Genomic DNA, 19,180 nt, shown 5'->3' on the forward strand with positions numbered 1-19,180 from the left:
GGTTACTTCTCCTGGCTTGGGGTGTGATGAAGCTCTTGCACTTGTCCGTTTTCCAGATGCCAGCGCGAATCGAGCCTGACGTTCTCCAGCAGCCTTCGGTCATGGGTGACGAGCAGGAGTGCGCCTTCATAACTTTCCAGCGCTTCCTCCAGCTGCTCAATGGCCGGAAGATCCAAGTGGTTAGTGGGCTCGTCCAGCACCAGCAGGTTCACGCCGCGGGCCTGCAGCAACGCCAGCGCAGCGCGGGTCCGCTCCCCCGGGGACAACGAATCCACTGTCCGGGAGGTGTGATCCGCCTTGAGGCCGAACTTTGCCAAGAGGGTACGCACATCCGCACTGTTCCAGTCCACCAGCACGGCTTCCACAGCGTCGCCAAGCTGCCGCCCGCCGTCGAGCAGTCCGCGCGCCTGGTCAATTTCGCCAATGGCCACAGACGCCCCCATGGAGGCTTCGCCGTCGTCCGGTTCCTGCGTTCCCAACAACAGGCGCAAAAGCGTCGACTTCCCGGCGCCGTTCGGTCCGGTGATGCCAATGCGCTCGCCGCCGTTGAGCTGGAGGTTCACCGGACCCAGCGTGAAATCACCTTGGCGGGCGACGACGTTGCGCAGGGTGGCTACGACGGCACTTGAGCGGGGCGCTTGGCCGATGCTGAACTGCAGTTGCCACTCCTTGCGCGGTTCCTCCACCTCGGTGAGCCTTGCGATGCGGGACTCCATCTGGCGGACTTTTTGGGCCTGTTTCTCGGACGATTCGCTGCTCGCGGCCCGACGGATCTTGTCATTGTCCGGGTTTTTCTTCATGGCGTTCCGGACGCCTTGGGAGCTCCATTCACGCTGGGTGCGCGCACGGGAGACAAGATCGGCCTTGGTGTTGGCAAAATCTTCATAACGTTCCCGGGCGTGGCGTCTAGCTACGGCACGCTCTTCGAGGAAGGCTTCGTAGCCACCGTCGTAGACGGCCACGGAGTTCTGGGCGAGGTCCAGTTCCACCACGGTGGTGACACAACGGGCAAGGAATTCGCGGTCGTGCGACACCAGGACCACACCGCCCCGAAGGCCTTGGACGAAGGCCTCAAGCCGGGCAAGGCCGTCAAGGTCGAGGTCGTTGGTGGGTTCGTCCAGGAGGACCACGTCGAAGCGGCTGAGCAGCAACGCAGCCAAAGCCACGCGCGCAGCCTGACCGCCGGAAAGGCCCGTCATGAGGGCGTCGGCGCCAAGCTCCAAGCCGAGGTCGGCGAGGACGCCGGGAACCCGGTCCTCCAGGTCCGCGGCGCCGGAGGCCATCCAGCGGTCAAAGGCCAAGGAGTAGGCGTCGTCAGCTCCGGGAGCCCCCGAGCCGAGAGCTTCGGCGGTGGATTCCATTTCGCTTGTTGCTTGGGCGCAGCCAGTGCGTCGGGCAATATAGGCCGCGATTGTTTCTTCAGCGGTGCGCTCGTGTTCCTGCGGCAACCAGCCCACGAAGGCGTCCGAAGGCGCCAGGTTGACGCTCCCCGCCTGGGGCTGGTCCACGCCGGCGAGGATGCGCAGCAACGTGGACTTACCGGCACCGTTCGCGCCCACCACCCCCACAACATCGCCCGGCGCGACTGTCAGGGACAGGTCCGAGAAAAGTGTGCGATGGCCATGACCACCGGCAAGATCCTTGGCCACCAAAGTTGCAGTCATTGTCTATCCTCCAGCAAGGGAACGCAGAAATTCAGGCCGCGATTCCCGCGGGCATGGAAAAACCCGCTGGTCCGGACTTGGGGGGTGTACGGACCAGCGGGTTCAATCAACAAGCATAATTCAATGTGGCTTCGGCGTAAAATCGTTTCGTACTCCCACTTACGGCTTACGCAGCCTTGCCCTCACAGCCCGTCCAGGAAAGTCCCACATGCCCTTACCGTCCAAGGCGTTCCAGCGCTGGCTTCATGGCGTTGCGCCCGATGCCAGCACCGCTGACGTCTGCAGGATCGCCGGCATCAAGCGAACAACCCTGGCCCAGCAGCTGGTTCGCGGCAAGGTTGCCGAGTCCACTTTGGTGAGCATCAGCCGCGGCTTCCACATCAATCCTGTGCAAGCCCTGTCAACTTTCGATCTTTACGCCGAGCTTCGGGGCGACCCCGTCCCGCCAACGCCCTGCGAACTCGTCAGCCAGGTGGCTACCATCGATCTGCTGCGTGCAGTGGTGGACCGCAGCGAGCCCGGCACCGCCCCCGCTCCGCGTCTTTCTGAACCACCGCACCCCACCTCAGTGCGCAACTGGGTGGACGCGATCGACGACGGCGAGTTGCGGCACCGGGTCAGCGCAGCCACCGGGATTGCGCCACAGAACTTCTCGGCCCACTTGACCGCCAATCGGCTACCGCCGGAGTTGGCCATCGCTACCTCGCGCGCCGCCGGAGTTGGGCCGGCGGGAGGACTGGTGGCAGGAGGACTGATCACAGAGGCCGAAGCCGGGTGGCCACCCAATGCCCGCCAGGAAGCGCTGGACAAGTTGTCTCAGGGCCGGCTGGTGACACTGGCCGGAGAGCGGCTTTTGGCGCTCGGCAAGACACTGCGCCGGCAGGAACAAGACCACGAACGAACTGAACGAATTTGGGAGAACCTCGGATGACGGCTGTCCTGCCCTGGGTCACGCTGGCGGTTTGCCTTGCTATTACCCTCGCCCGGGTTCCGAGCGCTTTGCGCGGGGAGAACCGTGAGGTTTTCTACATTTTTTCGCTGATCTCATTGAGCATCTTCATCAGTATCGAAGCACCCTATCTGGTGATCGATGGGTGGCTGGGCGGGATGAACATCGCCAATCTGATCCTGCGTTTCCTGCTATACGGAACCTTCTTTTTCATGGGGATCAAGATCGCCACAGCTTTTGGCTCAGCCTCTGCCGTGCGCGCCATCCGAGGTCCCGTTGGGATCGCCGCGGCAGCACTTGTGGGAGCCCTGACCATCTATTTCTTCGTCATCACCGACACCCAAGGGTCCTCGGCGGGCATGAGCGGGCTCCACTGGGGGCCGTCCTTGGAGGCTTACGCCTTCATGGGCCGCTTTTACCCTGGGTTTGTTGCCGCATGCCTGATCCCTGCCATTTGGCGGACCGTAACGAGCACGGCCCCTGTCCTGCTGCGGATTGCTTCCGCGCTGCTGCTGCTGGGTTTATGCCTTCTCCTGCTGTCCCAACTATTCCCTCTGATTCCGTTCTCTGAAGCGTGGTTGCGGGTGCTCATCAATTACTCAGCGGCCATCTTCATGGCCATCGGGCTGGCTGGCATCTGGTTTTCGAAGGCCTTTGCGCGGCGAAAGCAACGTCTCTTGACGTAGGACTTTCACAAAACCATTAGATCGTGGCACAATCATGAATGTGTGAACGCGGCTTGCAGCCTGACACCGGAATCAGAGAACGGGTTTCCGGTGGATGTGGCGCCCACGTGATCACAATTGGGGGGATGAGTGGTGGCGGGCTGTTGGGGACCGCCCCCACTCAGCCTTTTTAACGGCCCTTTCGCAAGCCGCCCGCCAAGCCTGGCCCGCGCGGTGGCTAAGATGGCTCCATGAACAGCCTTCGCACCCGCCGCTCTGTCCTCGCAGCCACGTTGGCCTCGGCCGCCCTTGCGCTTTCTGCATGCGGTGGAGGATCGGCACCCACCCAGTCCGGTGGGGACACTTCCCTTTCGGACGTGAAATCCAAGGGCGAACTCGTCATCGCCACCGAAGGCACCTACCGTCCCTTCAGCTTCCATGCTGACGGAGCCGGTGACCTCACCGGATTCGACGTCGAAATTGCCCAAGCCGTCGCCGGGAAGCTTGGAGTGAAGGCTACCTTCCAGGAAACGCAGTTCGACGGCATCTTTGCCGGGCTGGAATCCAAGCGATTCGATACCATCGCCAACCAAATCTCCATCAATGACGAGCGCAAGGCCAAGTACGAGTTCTCAACTCCGTACACCATCTCCACCGGCGTTGTAGTGACCAAGTCGGACAACAACAGCATCAACAGCTTCGCAGACCTCAAGGGCAAAACCACCGCCCAGTCGCTGACCAGCAACTTCTACAAGATGGCCGTTGAAGCCGGCGCCAACGTCCAGGCAGTCGAGGGCTGGGCGCAGTCGGCCACGCTGGTGCAACAAGGACGCGTGGACGCCACGGTGAACGATAAACTCACGTACTTGGACTACGCCAAGAACACTCCCGACTCCGGCCTGAAGGTCGCCGCCGAAGCACCGGAGAAGACCGAGAGCGCCATGGTCTTCCGCAAGGGGTCTACGGAACTCACGGCCGCAGTGAACAAGGCCTTGGCTGATCTCCAAGCCGACGGCACCTTGGCCAGGATTTCCGAGAAGTACTTCGGCGCGGACGTCACCAAATAGATGAACTGGGACCTCATCTGGAGTTCCTTCGGTCCACTCATCACCGGCGCCGTCACGGGGACCATTCCGCTGACGCTCGCGTCCTTCGCCTTCGGCCTGGTGCTCGCACTGGTGGTTGCCCTGATGCGCCTGAGTCCAAACCGGCTACTCTCGGGGATCGGCCGCTTCTACGTCTCCGTGATACGCGGCACTCCCCTGCTGGTGCAGCTCTTCGTCATCTTCTTCGGCCTGCCCAGCATTGGCATCCGGCTTGATCCCTGGCCGAGCGCCATCATCGCCTTCTCCCTGAATGTGGGCGGGTACGCAGCCGAGATCATTCGTGCTGCCATCCTCTCCGTGCCGAAAGGCCAATGGGAAGCCGGACACACCATCGGAATGTCCCGTCCGCAGGCCCTGGTGCGCATCATCCTTCCGCAGGCAGCACGGGTGTCCGTTCCGCCTTTGTCCAACACCTTCATTTCCCTGGTGAAAGACACGTCCCTCGCCTCGCTCATCCTGGTTACTGAACTGTTCCGCAACGCACAGCAGATCGCCGCGTTCAGCCAGGAGTTCATGGCCCTTTACCTACAGGCAGCCCTTGTTTACTGGGTTATTTGCCTGGTTCTTTCCACCGCGCAATCCGCCGTGGAAAAGAGATTGGACCGCTATGTCGCTCACTAACGAACCCGCCCGGCAGCCGCGCGTCACGTCTGTCCTGAAGGCACGGGGCCTTGCCAAAGCCTTCGGAAGCAACGTAGTCCTGCGCGACATCGACATCGATATCCGGCGCGGGCAGGTGGTGGCCCTGATCGGGCCTTCAGGCTCCGGCAAGACTACGGTCCTGCGTTCACTCAACGGCTTGGAAATTCCCGACGCCGGCACGGTTACCTTTGGAAGCGGCGATTCCTCAGCTGAGCTCGCCATCGACTTCGGCGCCAAAGTAGGGAAGAAGGAAGTGGCTGCGCTCCGGGACCGCAGCGCAATGGTCTTCCAGCACTACAACCTTTTCCCTCACATGACCGTGCTGAGGAACATCATCGAAGGCCCCGTCCAGGTCCAAAAACGGCCTCGCGCCGAGGCAATTGCCGAAGCCCAACGCCTGCTGGAACGTGTTGGTCTTGCCGACAAACGCGACGCCTACCCTTTTGAACTCTCAGGCGGACAGCAGCAGCGAGTGGGAATCGTCCGGGCGTTGGCACTCAAGCCCCAACTGCTGCTGTTTGACGAGCCCACGTCCGCACTGGATCCCGAGCTTGTGGGGGACGTCCTGGGCGTCATCAAAGAACTTGCCGAAGAGGGCTGGACCATGGTGATCGTGACCCATGAGCTCGCCTTTGCCCAGCATGTGGCGGACGAGGTAATTTTCATGGACGGCGGCGTCGTAGTGGAACGCGGGCCGGCAGCCGAGGTATTGCGGGCACCGCGCCAGGAACGGACCAAGCTGTTCGTAAAGAGGCTGCAGCACGACGTCTGATGTGGTTCACAAATATGGGGGACAAGAACGTGGAAGAGACAATCAGCGAACCCGGCCGGGGTGGTTCCGGGCGGACCGCAATCATTGTGGTTGCCGTAGTGGTGGCCTTGCTGGCCGCAGGGCTTGGCACTTGGTTCGCCCTCTCCCGGCCGGCAGGACCGGGCCGTGCCGACGTTGTCCGCTTGGACAAGCAACGCCTGATCGTTGACAACTCGATGAACCTCTACGATCCGCTGGTCCAACAGTTTTCGGGCCGATACTCGAACGCCATTTCCGAGAAAGCGGGACAGGCGGAGGAGGACAAAGTCCTCAGCCAGGACCGTGAGCGCATCGTGCGTGAGTCACAGACAAATCGTGACCGCCTGCAACAGATGGCGGAGTCGCCGGCACTGCAGGATCAGGAAGTTGCCGAATCCTTCAACCGCTTCAAGGATCAGTACGATGCGGTGATCGCCTACAACGATCAACTGGTGGTCAACACAAGCAATATCTACCGCTCTGTGGGCGGGCCCTGTGCGGCTTTGCATTCATCGCTGAACGTTGCAAGTGAGTCCTACGCCCAGGACTACGTCAAGAGTGCCGATGAGTGCCTGGCCGCCCTGGGCACCGCCAAGGACGGTGCCGACGCCGAGACCACCACCCTGCTCACGGAGGTAGAGGCCGTCATCCGCGGGCAGCGGGACAAGCAACAGGAAGTGCTGGACAGCAAGGACACCTTTGAGCGCCTCAGCAAGAGCACCCTTGCCGGCCTTGCACTGTTGGATATCAATGATGCGTTCGCCAAGGCGCAAACAACGTATGAGACTGCCACCAAGGACAAGTACTCAAAGATCATCGAAAGCGCCAACAGCTCAAACTCCGAATTCGAAGGCGTTCTCAAGAAGAGCCTGGAACAGTTTGATGCAGCATCCGGTGAGGGGAAATAGCGATGACCATTGAGCCCGTTCGCAGTAAGCGCCGTCCGGTCCTGATTGCCCTTGCCATTGCTGTTGTGGTGGCGGTGGTTGCCTCGGTAGTGGTGATCGCCTTGACCAACCTTGCCAGTCAGCAGCGCAGGGAAAGCCTGGCCCTCCTGAAAGATGAGCGCCTGACGGCACTCGTTGAGGCAAGGGACAAGATCCAGCCCGCGATCAACGCCTACTTGGCCGCGTACAAGAAGGCACGCAACGTCCCCGCTTCACGTGAGGAAGCTGAGAAGAACTCCGTCAAAGAACGGGACGGGTTCCAACAAGCGGTCAATTCCGCACGGACTGCCTTGAGCGATGTGCAGAAGGGCTACGGCGCCGGTGAAGAAGCGGATGGGATCGGAGTAGCTGTAGCCCAGCTGGTCGATTCCTACCAGGCCTACCTCGACTCCATGGAGGGCCTCGTGGAGTCATACCCCGGGTTCGAAGGCCTGTTCAGGGAAGATGCCGGGTGCAGCGGACTGTTTGTGGGCTCCAAAGCAGCCAACCTCCGGGAGCGCCAAACGCTCTTGACACAAGCAGCTGTTCCTTGCCGGGAGGCCGTCAACCAACTCAAGCAGTCCAAGAACATCTCCTACATTGAGTTTGCCCGCACTTTGGACAATGAGATTGCACAGCTCGAATCTCACGCAGAAACAACCGCAAAGTCCGAGGAGAACTACAACGAGTTTCTTCGGCTCAAGGATGAGTACGTCAAGAAGGTTGATGACGCCACCGCGCGGAATGCCCCGGACGCGGAATACCTGAAGATTGCCGACGAACTCAAGGCCCTCAACACCCGGATAAAGAACAACAGGTCAGAGTTCGACTTCGCCGCCAAGCGCTACCTTAATGGCGTGAAGGACATGCCCACCCTGGTTGAGGATGTCTTCACAAAGAACGTCTCAGCCCAGATCAAACACCATGACACTGTGATTCCCCTTCGAGTTCAAGTGTTGAAGGATGCGATCGACGCGGAACTGGCGGAGTAACCCAGCGGGCAAAGTGACCCGCTGGCAAACCTCAGCGAACAAACCGCAGCGTTACCAGCTGGAAAGGCCGGAGCACCAGCTTAACCGCAGGCCCCTCCACCACATCCACGCCTGGGGCTTCCGTCGGGCGCTCCAGCAGATCCGTGGCCATTGCATCAGAGCACTCAAAGCCGGCCGCTAGGAGGCCGGTTGAGCGCTCCCCCAACGATTCGTAGAGCCGAACAATGACATCGCCAGAGCCGTCTTCGGCCAGCTTTACTGCTTCCACCACGATTGCCGGATTGGACACGGAAATCAGCGGTTCCACCGGCCGGCCACCGGAGATGAACCTCGGCTTCAGGTTGGTGCGGTATCCCTCTTCCACAGCGTCGGCTATCGCGGCGCCAGGCCTGATGGATACCTCAAGCGTGTGCTCACCCCGGTCAGCTTCCGGGTCCGGGAACCGGGCAGAGCGCAGCAGCGAAGTGCGGACCGTCGTCGTGGTCCCGCCATCGGCACGGACGGCCCGGGTGACATCGTGCCCGTAACTGGAGGAATTGCTCACTGCAACGCCATAGCCGGGCTCCGCTACGTGGATCCATCGGTGGGCGCAGATCTCGAACTTGGCCGCTTCCCAGGATGTGTTGGTGTGCGTCGGCCGGAAGACGTGGCCGAACTGTGTCTCGGACGCTGAACGATCCGCCCTGACGTCCAGCGGGAAGGCGATCTTGAGCATCTTTTCGCGTTCCTGCCAGTCCACCGTGGTGGCGATCCCCAGGGACGCCGCACCGGCGTCGAGAGTCAGGCGTTGCGTGATGGTGGAGGCACCCACCTTACGTTTGACCACCACGACGACGCCCGCCGGCGAACGCTCAACATCGACGCCATCGGCTTGGGTCAGCGGTGTGACATTTCGGCGATAGAACTCTTCGATGTCCCAGGCATCCCACTCATTTGGAGTATCCCTGAAAAGCTCCAGCAGGTTTCCGGCCTGTCCTGGAGCGATGGCATCGCGGCCGCTGGCGTGGTCAACCAAGGAGGTAATCAGGCCGTCCTGGTTCAGGAGCGCGCGGATGATGCCGTTGTCCAAAACGTAGCCGTCCTCCAGCTCGTCCACTTGAACACTGGCATCCGGCGTCGTGGCCTGGGCCGCACCCAGTGCAGGCACCCCTTTGCGCTGATGCGGCGCGGCATTCAAGAGAAACTCCTGATCGCCCTCGCCCACCAAGGCCTGAGCGGCGTGGTTGATGATGCCCGTGAGGTCCCGGGCTATGGCCTCATAGTTGCGCTCTGCGTCCTGGTGGACCCAGGCAATGGAGCTGCCTGGAAGGATGTCGTGGAACTGCTGGAGGAGGACCAGTCGCCACAGTCGCTTGAGTTCCTCCGCGGGATACGAATATGCCGAGCCGAGCCGAACAGCTGCAGTTGCACACCAGAGCTCCGCCTCACGCAGGAGGTGTTCGCTCCGACGGTTGCCACGCTTGGTCTTGGCCTGGCTGGTATAGGTTCCACGGTGCATTTCCAGATACATTTCACCCACCCAGACGGGCAGGTTGGTGTACTCCGCCTCGGCCTTGGTGAAGAAGTCCTTGGCAGTGCCCATACGGACCTTCGGGGATCCTTCCAAATCCGCAGTACGATGCGCAGCGGCAACCATCTCGCGCGTAGGTCCGCCACCGCCGTCGCCATAGCCGAACGGCACCAGGGACATGGTCCCGCGGCCGTGATCGCGGTAATTGCGCTGCGCATGGGCCAGTTCACGTCCGTGCAGCTCAGCGTTGTAAGTGTCCACGGGCGGGAAGTGCGTAAACAGCCGGGTGCCGTCGATGCCCTCCCATGCAAAGGTGTGGTGTGGCATCCGGTTGACCTTGTTCCAGGAAATCTTCTGGGTGAGGAACCAGCGCGAACCGGCTTCCTTGACGATCTGCGGGATGGCACCGGAATAGCCAAATGAATCCGGCAGCCAGGCTTCCTGGCACTCGATATCGAACTCGTTCAGGAAAAAACTCTTGCCTTCCACGAACTGGCGGGCCATGGCCTCGCCGCCTGGCATATTGGTGTCCGATTCCACCCACATGCCGCCCACCGGCACGAACTGGCCGGCCTTCACTTTTTCCCTGATGCGTATAAAGAGCTCAGGGAAGAACTCCTTCATCCACGCCATCTGCTGGGCCGAAGAACAGGAGAAGACGAAGTCCGGGTCTTCATCCATCAGTGCCACAACGTTGGAGAACGTGCGGGCGCATTTGCGGATGGTTTCACGAACCGGCCAAAGCCAGGCGGAGTCGATGTGTGCGTGGCCGGTAGCCAGGAGTTCATGGGCGGACGCGTAGGCGGGACGGTTGAGGACCTGCGCCAGCTCCGCACGGCCTGCGGCAGCGGTTCCGGCCACGTCGTCCGGATCCATGACGTCCAGCATGCGTTCGAGCGCGCGCAGGATCTCGTGGCGCCGGGGCATGTCCATGGGAAGTTCGTGCATCAGGCCGCTGAGGGTCCAGATGTCCTGGTTGAGTTCCCACACGGTTTCGTTCAGTTCAGCGATTGCTATGCGGCCCAGGCGGTACCGGGGTTCATCGCCGGAGGTGGCCTTATCACCCAGCGGGGTGGGGGCAAACGACCATCCCTGCGCCACATCCGGGTTGGCGGCAGCCTCCACATAGAAGTCCACGGAGTGCCCTCCGCCCAGCAGCTTGAGCGGAACGTGGAAATTCCTGGGCGAAATCGCCTTGATGATGCTTCCATCAGAGCGCCATGCAGTGCCTTCACACTGAAACCCCGGGACATCACTGTTGAAGCCAAGATCGACGATGATCTCCACAGTGGTGGAATCCGTCATTCCCCAGTCCTGCGGCACCTCACCTTGGAGGCGCAGCCACTTGGTGCTCCAGGCCTTGCCCCACGCTGCGCCGGGCTCCTGCGGGGTGAAGACCTGGCGTAGCGCTTCCGCTGCGGGCACGGGCTCGCCCGGCGCGTCCCAGCTGCTGAGCTGAAGCGGAATCGCCCTGCCATAAATGGCCGGAAGAATGCGTTCCCGAACAAATCGATCGAGACGCTGTTCAGTGATCCGGCGGTCGTCGTGCAATTAATTCCCCTTTGGGCGTTCGCTGGGTGACAGGGCTCGTTTACCGCGACCCAAAAAAGCCGGGGCGCGGGCGGCGAATCTTTGTCGCCGCGCTTCCAATCGATGGATAAAATCTACGTTGTTCCAGTTCAATAACCAAGTGATTGCCGGCTATCCCCCACTGATCGCGAGTCCGAAACCGCCGTTTCTGCAATGATCCTGTCACGCCCGGCATACACATTTAGGCTGTGCCCTCGACTGAACCCAGCCAGTGTAATCCCCGTCTCCTCCGCCAGTTCCGCCGCTAGGCTGGAGGGGGCGCTCACTGCCGCCAACACCGGAATTCCCGCCATCGCAGCCTTCTGGACGAGCTCAAACGAAGCCCGACCCGAGACCTGAAGGACGGTCCCCTTGAGCGGCAACATGCCAGCCCGCAACGCCCAGCCCACCACTTTATCCACGGCGTTGTGCCTGCCCACGTCCTCCCGGAGGCAGAGCAATTCCGTGGTGCCGTCGTCGTTGATCCTGAAAAGGCCGGCAGCGTGGACGCCGCCGGTCTTGTCAAAGACCGCCTGAGCCTCACGGAGGCGGTCCGGAAGTGCGGCCAGCGCCCGTACCGGAACAGTGACGTGGTCTTCCTTGGGGCTGTGGTGCGAGGACTTGCGAACGGCATCAATGGAGTCCGTGCCGCAGATTCCGCACGAGCTGGAGGTGTAGACGTTTCGGCCGGTGTCGGGTCTTTCAACGTCAGGACGAAGCTGTGCATCCACTACGTTAAAGGTCTGCACCCCGTTCTCGTCCTCACCAGCGCAGAAACGCTCCGAGACCAGCTGGCCCGGCTCCCACACGATCCCTTCCGAGACCAGGAATCCCGCAACCAGGTCAAAGTCGTCTCCGGGGGTCCGCATGGTCACGGAGAAAGACATGTCACCCAAACGGATCTCGAGAGGCTCTTCCACAGCCAGGACGTCTTCCTTGAAACGGATGGGATGCTCCAAGGCCTGCGGTGAGCCATCCAGGACAAACTTGTGCACCTTGCGGCGCTGGGTTACTCGCCCCATATCAGGACCCGTTCTCCTCATGCTTTACGAATCGCACGGTCATTGCTTTGTAACCGGGGGTGTTGGATTCCCGGGCCACCAGTTCCCGGTGCACCAAGGCGTTGGCCTCCGGGAAGTACGCTGCGGCGCATCCTTTTGCCGTGGGGTACCCGATGAGGCGGAACTTGTTGGCACGCCGTTCCGTTCCCGCGAAGGTGGAGATGACATCCACCAGGTCGCGGTCCTCGAAGCCGAGTTCCTCCAAATCGCCAGGATGGACCAGGATCACCCGGCGGCCGTCCGAGACTCCGCGGTACCGATCATCCAGGCCGTAGAACGTGGTGTTGTATTGATCGTGGCTGCGGACAGTCTGCAGGATCAGGTGGCCCTCCGGCGCCTCCAGGTACTCAAGCGGCCGAACGGAGAAACGTCCCTTGCCGATGTCGGTGGCGAAGGTACGGGTATCCCGGGGAGGGTTGGGGAGGACGAAGCCGTTCTTGGTACGGACCCGGGCGTTGAAATCCTCAAAACCGGGAATGACGCGGGAGATATGGTCGCGTATCACGTCATAGTCCTCGGCCATTGCACGCCAGTCCACGCTGTGGTTGTCCCCCAGCGTCGCTTGGGCCATTCGCGCCACGATCACCGGCTCGCTCAGCAGGTGTTCCGAAACCGGCTCCAGCCGCCCCTGCGTTTTGTGGATGACGGACATGGAGTCCTCCACCGAGAGGAATTGCTTGCCTTTGGGGTGTTTGTCATCAGTGTCCGTCCGGCCCAGCGTGGGCAGGATCAGGGACGTCTTGCCGTGGACGATGTGTGCCCGGTTGGGCTTGGTGGAGATGTGGACGGTGAGTCCCGCCTTCTTCAAGCCATCTTCCAAGGCTGCGGTGTCTGATCCCGCCGCTGCGAAATTTCCGCCCATGGAGACGAAAACATCCACTTCGCCCTTTTCCAAGGCGTGCTGGGTTTCCACTGAGTCATAGCCGTGATCCCGTGGCATGTGGAAGCCGAACTCCTTGTCCAACGCGGCCAGGAAGGATTCCTTGGGTTTCTCCCAGATGCCCATGGTTCGGTCGCCCTGCACGTTTGAGTGGCCCCGGACGGGACAGGCGCCGGCTCCCCGCTTGCCGAAGTTGCCCTGGAGCAGCAGGAGGTTGATGATCTCGCGGAGCGTATCAACAGAGTGCGGTTGCTGGGTCAATCCGAGCGCCCAGCAAATGATGGTTGCCTTCGACGCCGCCATCATCCCCGCTGCTTTGGTGATCGCTTCCCGGCTCAGCCCTGTTGCCCGCTCCGTCTCGTCCCAGTCCAGCACCGAACGGGCTTCCTTATAGGCTTCGAAGCCTTCCGTCTGCTTCCCAATAAAGGAATGGTCGACGACGGTCCCTGGGTTGCGCTTTTCTTCCTCCAGGAGCAGGTGCCCCAAGGCTTGGAACAGCGCGAGGTCGCCACCCACTTTGATCTGCAGGAACTCATCAGCGATGGTGGTGCCGCCACCGATAACGCCGTTGAGGGACTGTGGGTCCTTGAAGTTCAGGAGGCCCGCTTCGGGAAGCGGGTTGACGGCGATGATTTTTCCGCCGTTGTTCTTGCAGTCACGGAGGGCAGAGAGCATGCGGGGGTGATTGGTGCCGGGGTTTTGGCCCACAACCAGGACCAGCTCTGCATGATGGATGTCCTCGAGTGAGACTGTGCCTTTGCCGATTCCGATGGTCGGGTTGAGGGCGCTGCCGGAGGACTCGTGGCACATGTTGGAGCAGTCGGGAAGGTTGTTGGTGCCAAGGCTCCGCGCAAACAACTGGTACATGAAGGCGGTCTCGTTGGCCGTCCGGCCGGAGGTGTAGAACACGCATTTGTCAGGCGTAGTGGCGTTGATGTGTTCGCCGATCAAAGCGAAGGCGTCAGTCCAACTGATCGGCGAATAGTGGGTGTCGCCCGGTTTGATGACCACCGGCTCGGAAAGTCTTCCCTGGCTTCCCAGCCAGTACTCCGTCTTGTCCTCGAGGTCCGCAAGGGAATGCTTCGCCCAGAATTCGGCACCGACTGTCCGGGTGGTGCTCTCCTCGGCGATGGCCTTGGCGCCATTCTCGCAAAACTCTGCGGGGCTGCGCTTGCCGGTGATCGACTCCGGCCATGCACACCCCGGGCAGTCAAAACCATCATGCTGGTTGACCCTGAGCATTGAACGGACTGTTCGGGTCACCCCGGCCTGGGCGTAACCCCGTTCAAGGGCAACCGTGACAGCTTTGAGGCCTGCCGCGGCTTGTTTGGGCGGGTGGATTTGCAGGTCATCTTCGTTGATGTCCTGTTCTGGAGCATGCCTGTTCATGAGTCCATCATTGCACTTTGTCACCAAGGGCCGGGCCGCCCGAGGCGTCCATCAGGCGTCCAACGCGCTCCAGTCAACCGGGCCCGAGGGAGCCTTTCTCTGTTGCCGGGGCGCGGCTTTCCGGGGCTTGTCTTCCGGAGCCTTCGGCACGGGCAACGGTTTGCCCCAAGGCAAGGCGAACGCAGGCACCATCTCACCCAACTGGACTCCGTGGGGCGGCACCACCAGCACCCCGTCGGCGCCCGCCAAGCCACGCATCATTCCCGGGCCTGCATGTTGAGCAGGCGATGCCAACCCGTACACCAGCTTGAACGGCATCAGGCGGGTGCGTCCGGGATCCGCGTCGATAGTAGTACCACAGGGAACCTCACCCACTTCTTCCAAGCGACCGTGGCCCAAAGCAGCCAGCAGGGGTCCGCCCACGGTAAACAAGGCCATCATCGCGGCGAGCGGATTCCCTGGCAGTCCCAACACGAAACGGCCATCGGGCAGCTCTGCCAACACGGCAGGATGACCCGGACGCATCGCGATGCCATCGATCAGCAAACTGCCACCCAGCTCAGCCACGGCTTTGCGGAGGTGGTCCGTTCCCGAGCGTCCCGTCCCGCCTGTCGTAATGACGACGTCGGCAGGGGCTTCCGCTTCAACGTACGGTTCGTCCGGTGTCAGTTCATCTGGTGAGGGCTCCGTGTCCCGAAGTGCGGCAATCCACTCCTCGTAGCTGTCGCCCACCTTGAGTTGCTCCCCGGCGATACCGCCCAAAAGCTCGACGACGGCACCCAGCTGCGGGCCGAAGGTGTCCCTGACCTGCCCCGGCAAAGGAACACCCCGGGTCACGACTTCCGACCCCGTCAGGAGGAACCGGACCAACGGTTTTCCAAGAACTTCCAAGCGGTCCAAACCCGCCAGTGCTGCCAAGGCGATATGCGCGGGATTCAATACCGTGCCGGCTTTCAACAGGACGTCACCCTCGGCTGCCTCTTCAGCAGCTTTGCGGATGTGTTGGCCGTTGCGGGGTTCACCCGGTTTGGCGGTGCCGCCCAGCGCGAGAACCGGCAGGCCGTCGTCGTCCGTGGTGATAACGCCACTCTCGCTGCGCAGCACAGCCTTGGCGCCGGGCGGTATCAGGCCGCCAGTGACAACGGGGCTCGCCTGGTGCGGTGCCAGCCGCTGCCCGGGCTCACTCAGTATCCACGGGCCGCTGCCGTTAACAGCCCAGCCGTCCATGGCCGACGAAGCGTAGTGGGGCATGTTCTGCAGAGCCAGGGCATCGGATGCCAAGGTGCGGCCGATTGCGGAGCCGAGTGGCACGGGCCCCGGCGGGATGGGGGCGGCACCATCGAACGCGCGCTGCCGGGCTTCCTGCCACGTGTGTGCCGCGTGATGGCCCTCGTTAGGGGCCGCCGTCATTCCGGGTCAGTCCCGGACTCCGAGTACTCCTTGGCTACTTTGCGGGCCAGTTCCAGGGCAGCATTCATGGACGCGTCATCGCTGGCCTGACCGATCCCGCGGGCCATGCCTGCCGCGTATCCGGCAATGAACGTCGTCAGGGGCGCGGCGGGGCGCACCACTGAATGTGCTGCCACCCCAGCGACAGCGAGTACCTCGTTGACGTCCACTTCCACGCCCTCAAGCTCGAAAGCCTGCAGCAGTGTGCGGCACCATTCCTCGAGCGTCTCTTCCTGGCTCTTCACGTCCGCCTCCAACTTGTAGTTAATGCCCAAAGCCGCGGCGTCCTCCCATGTGTCCACGTCATCCGTGGACCCCGCGGGGACGTCAACGTCCAGCACGTTCAGCCTAGCAAGCAGGCGGAACACTGAAGAGTTCGTTAACCCCTGGCCCTCGGAAGCTACGGCCACTTCCCTTTCCAACGCGGCTGTACTGTAGGCGCCCAGGAGTGGCTGCTTGCGTCCATCGGGAGAGACAGCCATGGCTCCTTCCATGTTCGGGCTGGATGCGAGTGCGGCCCAAAGAAGGTCTACACCGCGGGAAGCGTGCGGCATGTCGCATGCCAGAACCAGCGTCCATGGGGTGCTTGGACTGTTCTTCTTGAGGGCAGCCAGTCCAGCCGCGATTGCCGCAGCGGGCCCGGCGAACACCGGTTCTTCCCGTGCCCGCAGAACGCCGACCGATAGTTGCGTGCTTGCCGGCTCGTCCGGAGCGTTCGGTCCCACCACAACCACAGCCGAAGCACCCTGGGCCGCCTGCAAGGCATGCGAAAGGAGAGTGTCGCCGTCATACTTCAGCGATGGCTTGGGCACGCCACCGAGGCGGGTGGCCCGGCCACCCGCCAGAATCACGGCATTGAACTCCATTCGCCCAGATTACCCGGGACGCTGGAGTCCGGCAGAAATCGATCAGGCAGCGGATTCCGGCAACAGGAACGGGTCCCAGTCCGGCGCAGGTTTCTCGAGTTCCTTAATCTGCCACATGGTTCCCTGGGGCACGCCGGGCTTGAAACGCAGTTTCCAACCCATCTCTGCCAGCGTGTGGTCGCTCTTGGCGTTGTTGCATTTCAAGCACGCCGCAACCAGGTTTTCCCAGGAATCCGCGCCGCCCCTGGATTTGGGGTGGACGTGGTCTATGGTGTGGGCTGTTTTCCCGCAGTAGGCGCAGCGGTGGCCGTCGCGGCGAAGTACCCCGCGGCGACTCACGGCGGTAATCCTGTTGTACCGGGGACGGATATAGCGGTTGAGGAGGATCACGGAAGGTCTTCCGAGAATCTCCTGTGGCCCGACGACAGGCTCGTCGCCTTCGGCCACCACGCTAGCTTTCCCAGTCAGCACAAGGACCAGCGCCCGGCGGAATGTTATTACCGCCAGCGGTTCATATCCAGCATTCAGAACGAGTGTGCGCATGCACGTACCTCTTCACGGCCGCACCCGTCAGGGGCACGAGGGCCGGCTGCCCTCTGCATGTACGGGCTGTGGATCGACAACACAAGGGTAAGCACTTATATGCCGTATCAACGAATTTTTCTGTCGTTTCGTGTGCGGTGTCGGCAAGAGTTCATGCGTGGTTAAGGGAGTGCGACGTAAAACGATGGGCCCGTTGAGTGCCGCCGTCACCTACATGGAGGGGTCGATCCGGCAACCGTTAAAGCAGAACTCCCCGCTGGCCTAAGCCCGCGGGGAGTTCGTTTGCGACGTGGGTCAGCCGTTGACGCGGATGAAGACCGGGCCGGAACCGACGTTGGCGCTGAACAGTGCCGTGGTGGATCCGTTCCATCCACCGTGAACTGCCTGGCCGTTGCCGACGTATACCGCAATGTGGGCCTGTCCGGCCAAACCGCCGTTGGCGTAGTAGGCGAGGTCACCAGGCTGGGCTTCAGCTGCACTCACGGTGCGGCCCAGGGAGAGGTAGCCAGCGGGCCAGTCGTGGAAGTTGATACCCACGGCAGCCAGGGAGTTGGTCACCAGCATGGTGCAGTCCTGCGTCACGCCGAGCTGGGCGTAAGCTGCAGCAGCGATAGCGGCACCGAGGCCGCTGGCTGCGGCGGGAGCCGCCGGGGCGGGGGTCGCGTTGCTGACGGCAACGGTTGCATTGGCTGCCGGAGCTGCGTTGGCGGTAGCCGCGGTTGCCTTTTTGGTTTCGACCTTGGCTTCAACCTTGGCCGGGGCTTCCTCGACGACCACGGGAGCCGGGGCTTCCACCGTGGTGACCACAGGGCGCTCGTAAGAAATGGCAACCGTGGAGTCCGCGGCGATGGTGGCCTGGACTACCGACTGCACGTCGAGGGTGGACGTGGAAGTCGATTCGCGGTCCACGTTGGTGTCGGCAGCGTTGGCGGCGATTCCACTGGTCAGGACCAGGCCTGAAGCAGCGGCAATAACTGCTGCCTGGCGGCCAACGCCACCGGCGTTGTCGCTAACGGCCTTCGCGATGACGGCAAGCGAGCTGGTCTTGGGGGCCTCAGCGCGGTGCCGTGCAAGCTTGTTTGCACTGGTCATGATTTTCTCTTTTCGTATCCGCGTGCAGTTGGGATGCACGCGGGTAATGGGTTGGCCAACGTTGGGGGCATGCTGGCCGACCCCGAACCGGATAATTTCTAGCGGAGGGTGTAGAACGATGAGGTGCCGGTGGACGCTACGGAGTGCAGCAGCGTTCCCTGGCCGGGATTCAAGGCGCTGATCATCATGCCGTTGCCGACGTAGATGCCCACGTGGGCTCCGCCGTTCTGCATGACAAGGTCGCCGGGAGCAGGAGCGCTGGTGGGCGTCATGGCCGTCCAGGCGTTGACGCGGGGGATGCTGATGCCGGCCTGTGCATAGACCCACTGGGTGAAGCCGGAGCAATCCCAACCGTTCGGTGTGGTGCCGCCCCAAACGTAGGGAGAGCCGATGCCGGTGTAGGCAATGGCGGCTAGACCGGACGCAGCTGCGCTTGAGGCCGAATCCTTGGCCTTGGATGACTTCGCGGTGACCGCTTCAGCTTTTTCTTCAGTGCTGGCCGCTGCACGCTCGGTAACGCGCGCGGCGCGCTGGACTGCCTTGGGAGCTTCCTTGGTAGCCACGGTGGGGCTCTCGAAGGAAACGGTAGCTGTTGGCTCTGCCGTGACAACCGCGGTAACAGCCAGTTGTTGGGTGCTGGAGGCCTCCGACTTGGAAACGTCGGTATCTGCGGCTTGTGCCGGCAAGCCGACGGTGAGGACGAGGCCTGAGGCTGCTGCCAGGACGGCGGCCTGACGACCCACAGTTCCTGCGTTGGATGAAACAGCCTTGGAAAGCGTATTCAACGGATTCGTGCGAACCGTTTGGGCGCGATGGCGCGCAGGGGTAGTGCGTGATGACACGTAGGTAGCCTCTCCCAATGCCTGCGAGGTGAGCTGTCGGATTCGGATGGGAGTCATCCGGCCGCGCTGCTTCCAAGGAAGCTTTTGCGACTTAACCCCAAGGCCTTCTTTCGAAGACCGGAAGTGGTTCCCCCGCCCCTGCCAGACGATTTATGCGAACGGACCTTGAGCGGTGGCAGAGCTAGGCAATCCACTCAAGTGCATCGACCCCCTAAAAAGCCGATGCGCTCTGTACGCTACAACAG

16 protein-coding genes and 1 riboswitch are annotated in these 19,180 nt (G+C 62.0%); of the genes, 7 read left to right on the forward strand and 9 right to left on the reverse strand.

Features of this window, described 5'->3' with window-relative positions; translation table 11 throughout:
* Window positions 1-2: 2 nt before the first annotated feature.
* A complete protein-coding gene (locus ACIQTW_RS15265; RefSeq protein WP_402938348.1) occupies window positions 3-1,664 on the reverse strand; it encodes an ABC-F family ATP-binding cassette domain-containing protein in 1,662 nt (553 codons plus the stop codon).
* Between the two features lie 208 nt (window positions 1,665-1,872).
* Here ACIQTW_RS15265 and ACIQTW_RS15270 point away from each other — a divergent pair, with 208 nt between their 5' ends.
* The 7 genes from ACIQTW_RS15270 to ACIQTW_RS15300 all read left to right on the forward strand — a co-directional run bounded on the left by ACIQTW_RS15270 (window position 1,873) and on the right by ACIQTW_RS15300 (window position 7,734).
* The gene (locus ACIQTW_RS15270) at window positions 1,873-2,595 is read left to right on the forward strand and encodes a hypothetical protein (protein WP_402938351.1); all 723 of its coding nucleotides are present in this window, start codon (window positions 1,873-1,875) and stop codon (window positions 2,593-2,595) included.
* The gene (locus ACIQTW_RS15275) at window positions 2,592-3,299 is read left to right on the forward strand and encodes a hypothetical protein (RefSeq protein WP_402938353.1); all 708 of its coding nucleotides are present in this window, start codon (window positions 2,592-2,594) and stop codon (window positions 3,297-3,299) included. The genes ACIQTW_RS15270 and ACIQTW_RS15275 overlap by 4 nt, the downstream gene beginning before the upstream one ends.
* A 230-nt stretch (window positions 3,300-3,529) precedes the next feature.
* Window positions 3,530-4,345, forward strand: a complete 816-nt coding sequence (locus ACIQTW_RS15280; protein WP_402938355.1) for an amino acid ABC transporter substrate-binding protein — start codon at window positions 3,530-3,532, stop codon at window positions 4,343-4,345.
* Window positions 4,346-5,005, forward strand: coding sequence for an amino acid ABC transporter permease (locus ACIQTW_RS15285; protein WP_402938358.1), 660 nt, complete (start codon window positions 4,346-4,348; stop codon window positions 5,003-5,005). It begins immediately after the preceding gene.
* On the forward strand, window positions 4,992-5,798 hold the full coding sequence (locus ACIQTW_RS15290; RefSeq protein WP_402938361.1) for an amino acid ABC transporter ATP-binding protein: 807 nt from the start codon (window positions 4,992-4,994) through the stop codon (window positions 5,796-5,798). The genes ACIQTW_RS15285 and ACIQTW_RS15290 overlap by 14 nt, the downstream gene beginning before the upstream one ends.
* Before the next feature lie 29 nt (window positions 5,799-5,827).
* Window positions 5,828-6,724 (forward strand): hypothetical protein, encoded by an 897-nt coding sequence (locus ACIQTW_RS15295; RefSeq protein ID WP_402938364.1) that lies wholly within the window; start codon window positions 5,828-5,830, stop codon window positions 6,722-6,724.
* A gap of 2 nt (window positions 6,725-6,726) precedes the next feature.
* Entirely contained in the window at window positions 6,727-7,734 is a 1,008-nt protein-coding gene (locus tag ACIQTW_RS15300; RefSeq protein WP_402938367.1) for a hypothetical protein, read from the forward strand.
* A gap of 31 nt (window positions 7,735-7,765) precedes the next feature.
* On the opposite strand, the gene ACIQTW_RS15305 is transcribed toward ACIQTW_RS15300, so the two are convergent.
* The 8 genes from ACIQTW_RS15305 to ACIQTW_RS15340 all read right to left on the reverse strand — a co-directional run bounded on the left by ACIQTW_RS15305 (window position 7,766) and on the right by ACIQTW_RS15340 (window position 18,935).
* Window positions 7,766-10,795, reverse strand: coding sequence for an alpha-mannosidase (locus ACIQTW_RS15305; protein WP_402938369.1), 3,030 nt, complete (start codon window positions 10,793-10,795; stop codon window positions 7,766-7,768).
* A gap of 128 nt (window positions 10,796-10,923) precedes the next feature.
* Entirely contained in the window at window positions 10,924-11,835 is a 912-nt protein-coding gene (fdhD, locus tag ACIQTW_RS15310) for a formate dehydrogenase accessory sulfurtransferase FdhD (protein ID WP_402938372.1), read from the reverse strand.
* 1 nt (window position 11,836) lies between these two features.
* Window positions 11,837-14,143, reverse strand: a complete 2,307-nt coding sequence (locus ACIQTW_RS15315; protein ID WP_402938375.1) for an FdhF/YdeP family oxidoreductase — start codon at window positions 14,141-14,143, stop codon at window positions 11,837-11,839.
* Between the two features lie 51 nt (window positions 14,144-14,194).
* Window positions 14,195-15,553 (reverse strand): molybdopterin molybdotransferase MoeA, encoded by a 1,359-nt coding sequence (locus ACIQTW_RS15320; protein ID WP_402938378.1) that lies wholly within the window; start codon window positions 15,551-15,553, stop codon window positions 14,195-14,197.
* Complete coding sequence (locus ACIQTW_RS15325; protein WP_402938380.1) at window positions 15,550-16,458, reverse strand: NTP transferase domain-containing protein; 909 nt, start codon at window positions 16,456-16,458, stop codon at window positions 15,550-15,552. The genes ACIQTW_RS15320 and ACIQTW_RS15325 overlap by 4 nt, the downstream gene beginning before the upstream one ends.
* A gap of 42 nt (window positions 16,459-16,500) precedes the next feature.
* Window positions 16,501-17,001: an HNH endonuclease gene (locus ACIQTW_RS15330; protein ID WP_014920921.1), complete on the reverse strand. Its 501-nt coding sequence runs from the start codon at window positions 16,999-17,001 to the stop codon at window positions 16,501-16,503.
* 294 nt (window positions 17,002-17,295) lie between these two features.
* On the reverse strand, window positions 17,296-18,093 hold the full coding sequence (locus ACIQTW_RS15335) for an NlpC/P60 family protein (protein WP_402938383.1): 798 nt from the start codon (window positions 18,091-18,093) through the stop codon (window positions 17,296-17,298).
* A gap of 98 nt (window positions 18,094-18,191) precedes the next feature.
* Window positions 18,192-18,935 (reverse strand): C40 family peptidase, encoded by a 744-nt coding sequence (locus tag ACIQTW_RS15340; RefSeq protein ID WP_402938386.1) that lies wholly within the window; start codon window positions 18,933-18,935, stop codon window positions 18,192-18,194.
* A 4-nt stretch (window positions 18,936-18,939) separates the two neighbouring features.
* Window positions 18,940-19,109: riboswitch (cyclic di-AMP (ydaO/yuaA leader) on the reverse strand.
* Window positions 19,110-19,180: the final 71 nt, after the last annotated feature.

It is taken from the genome of Paenarthrobacter sp. NPDC090517 (assembly GCF_044769165.1).
Lineage (GTDB): Bacteria > Actinomycetota > Actinomycetes > Actinomycetales > Micrococcaceae > Arthrobacter.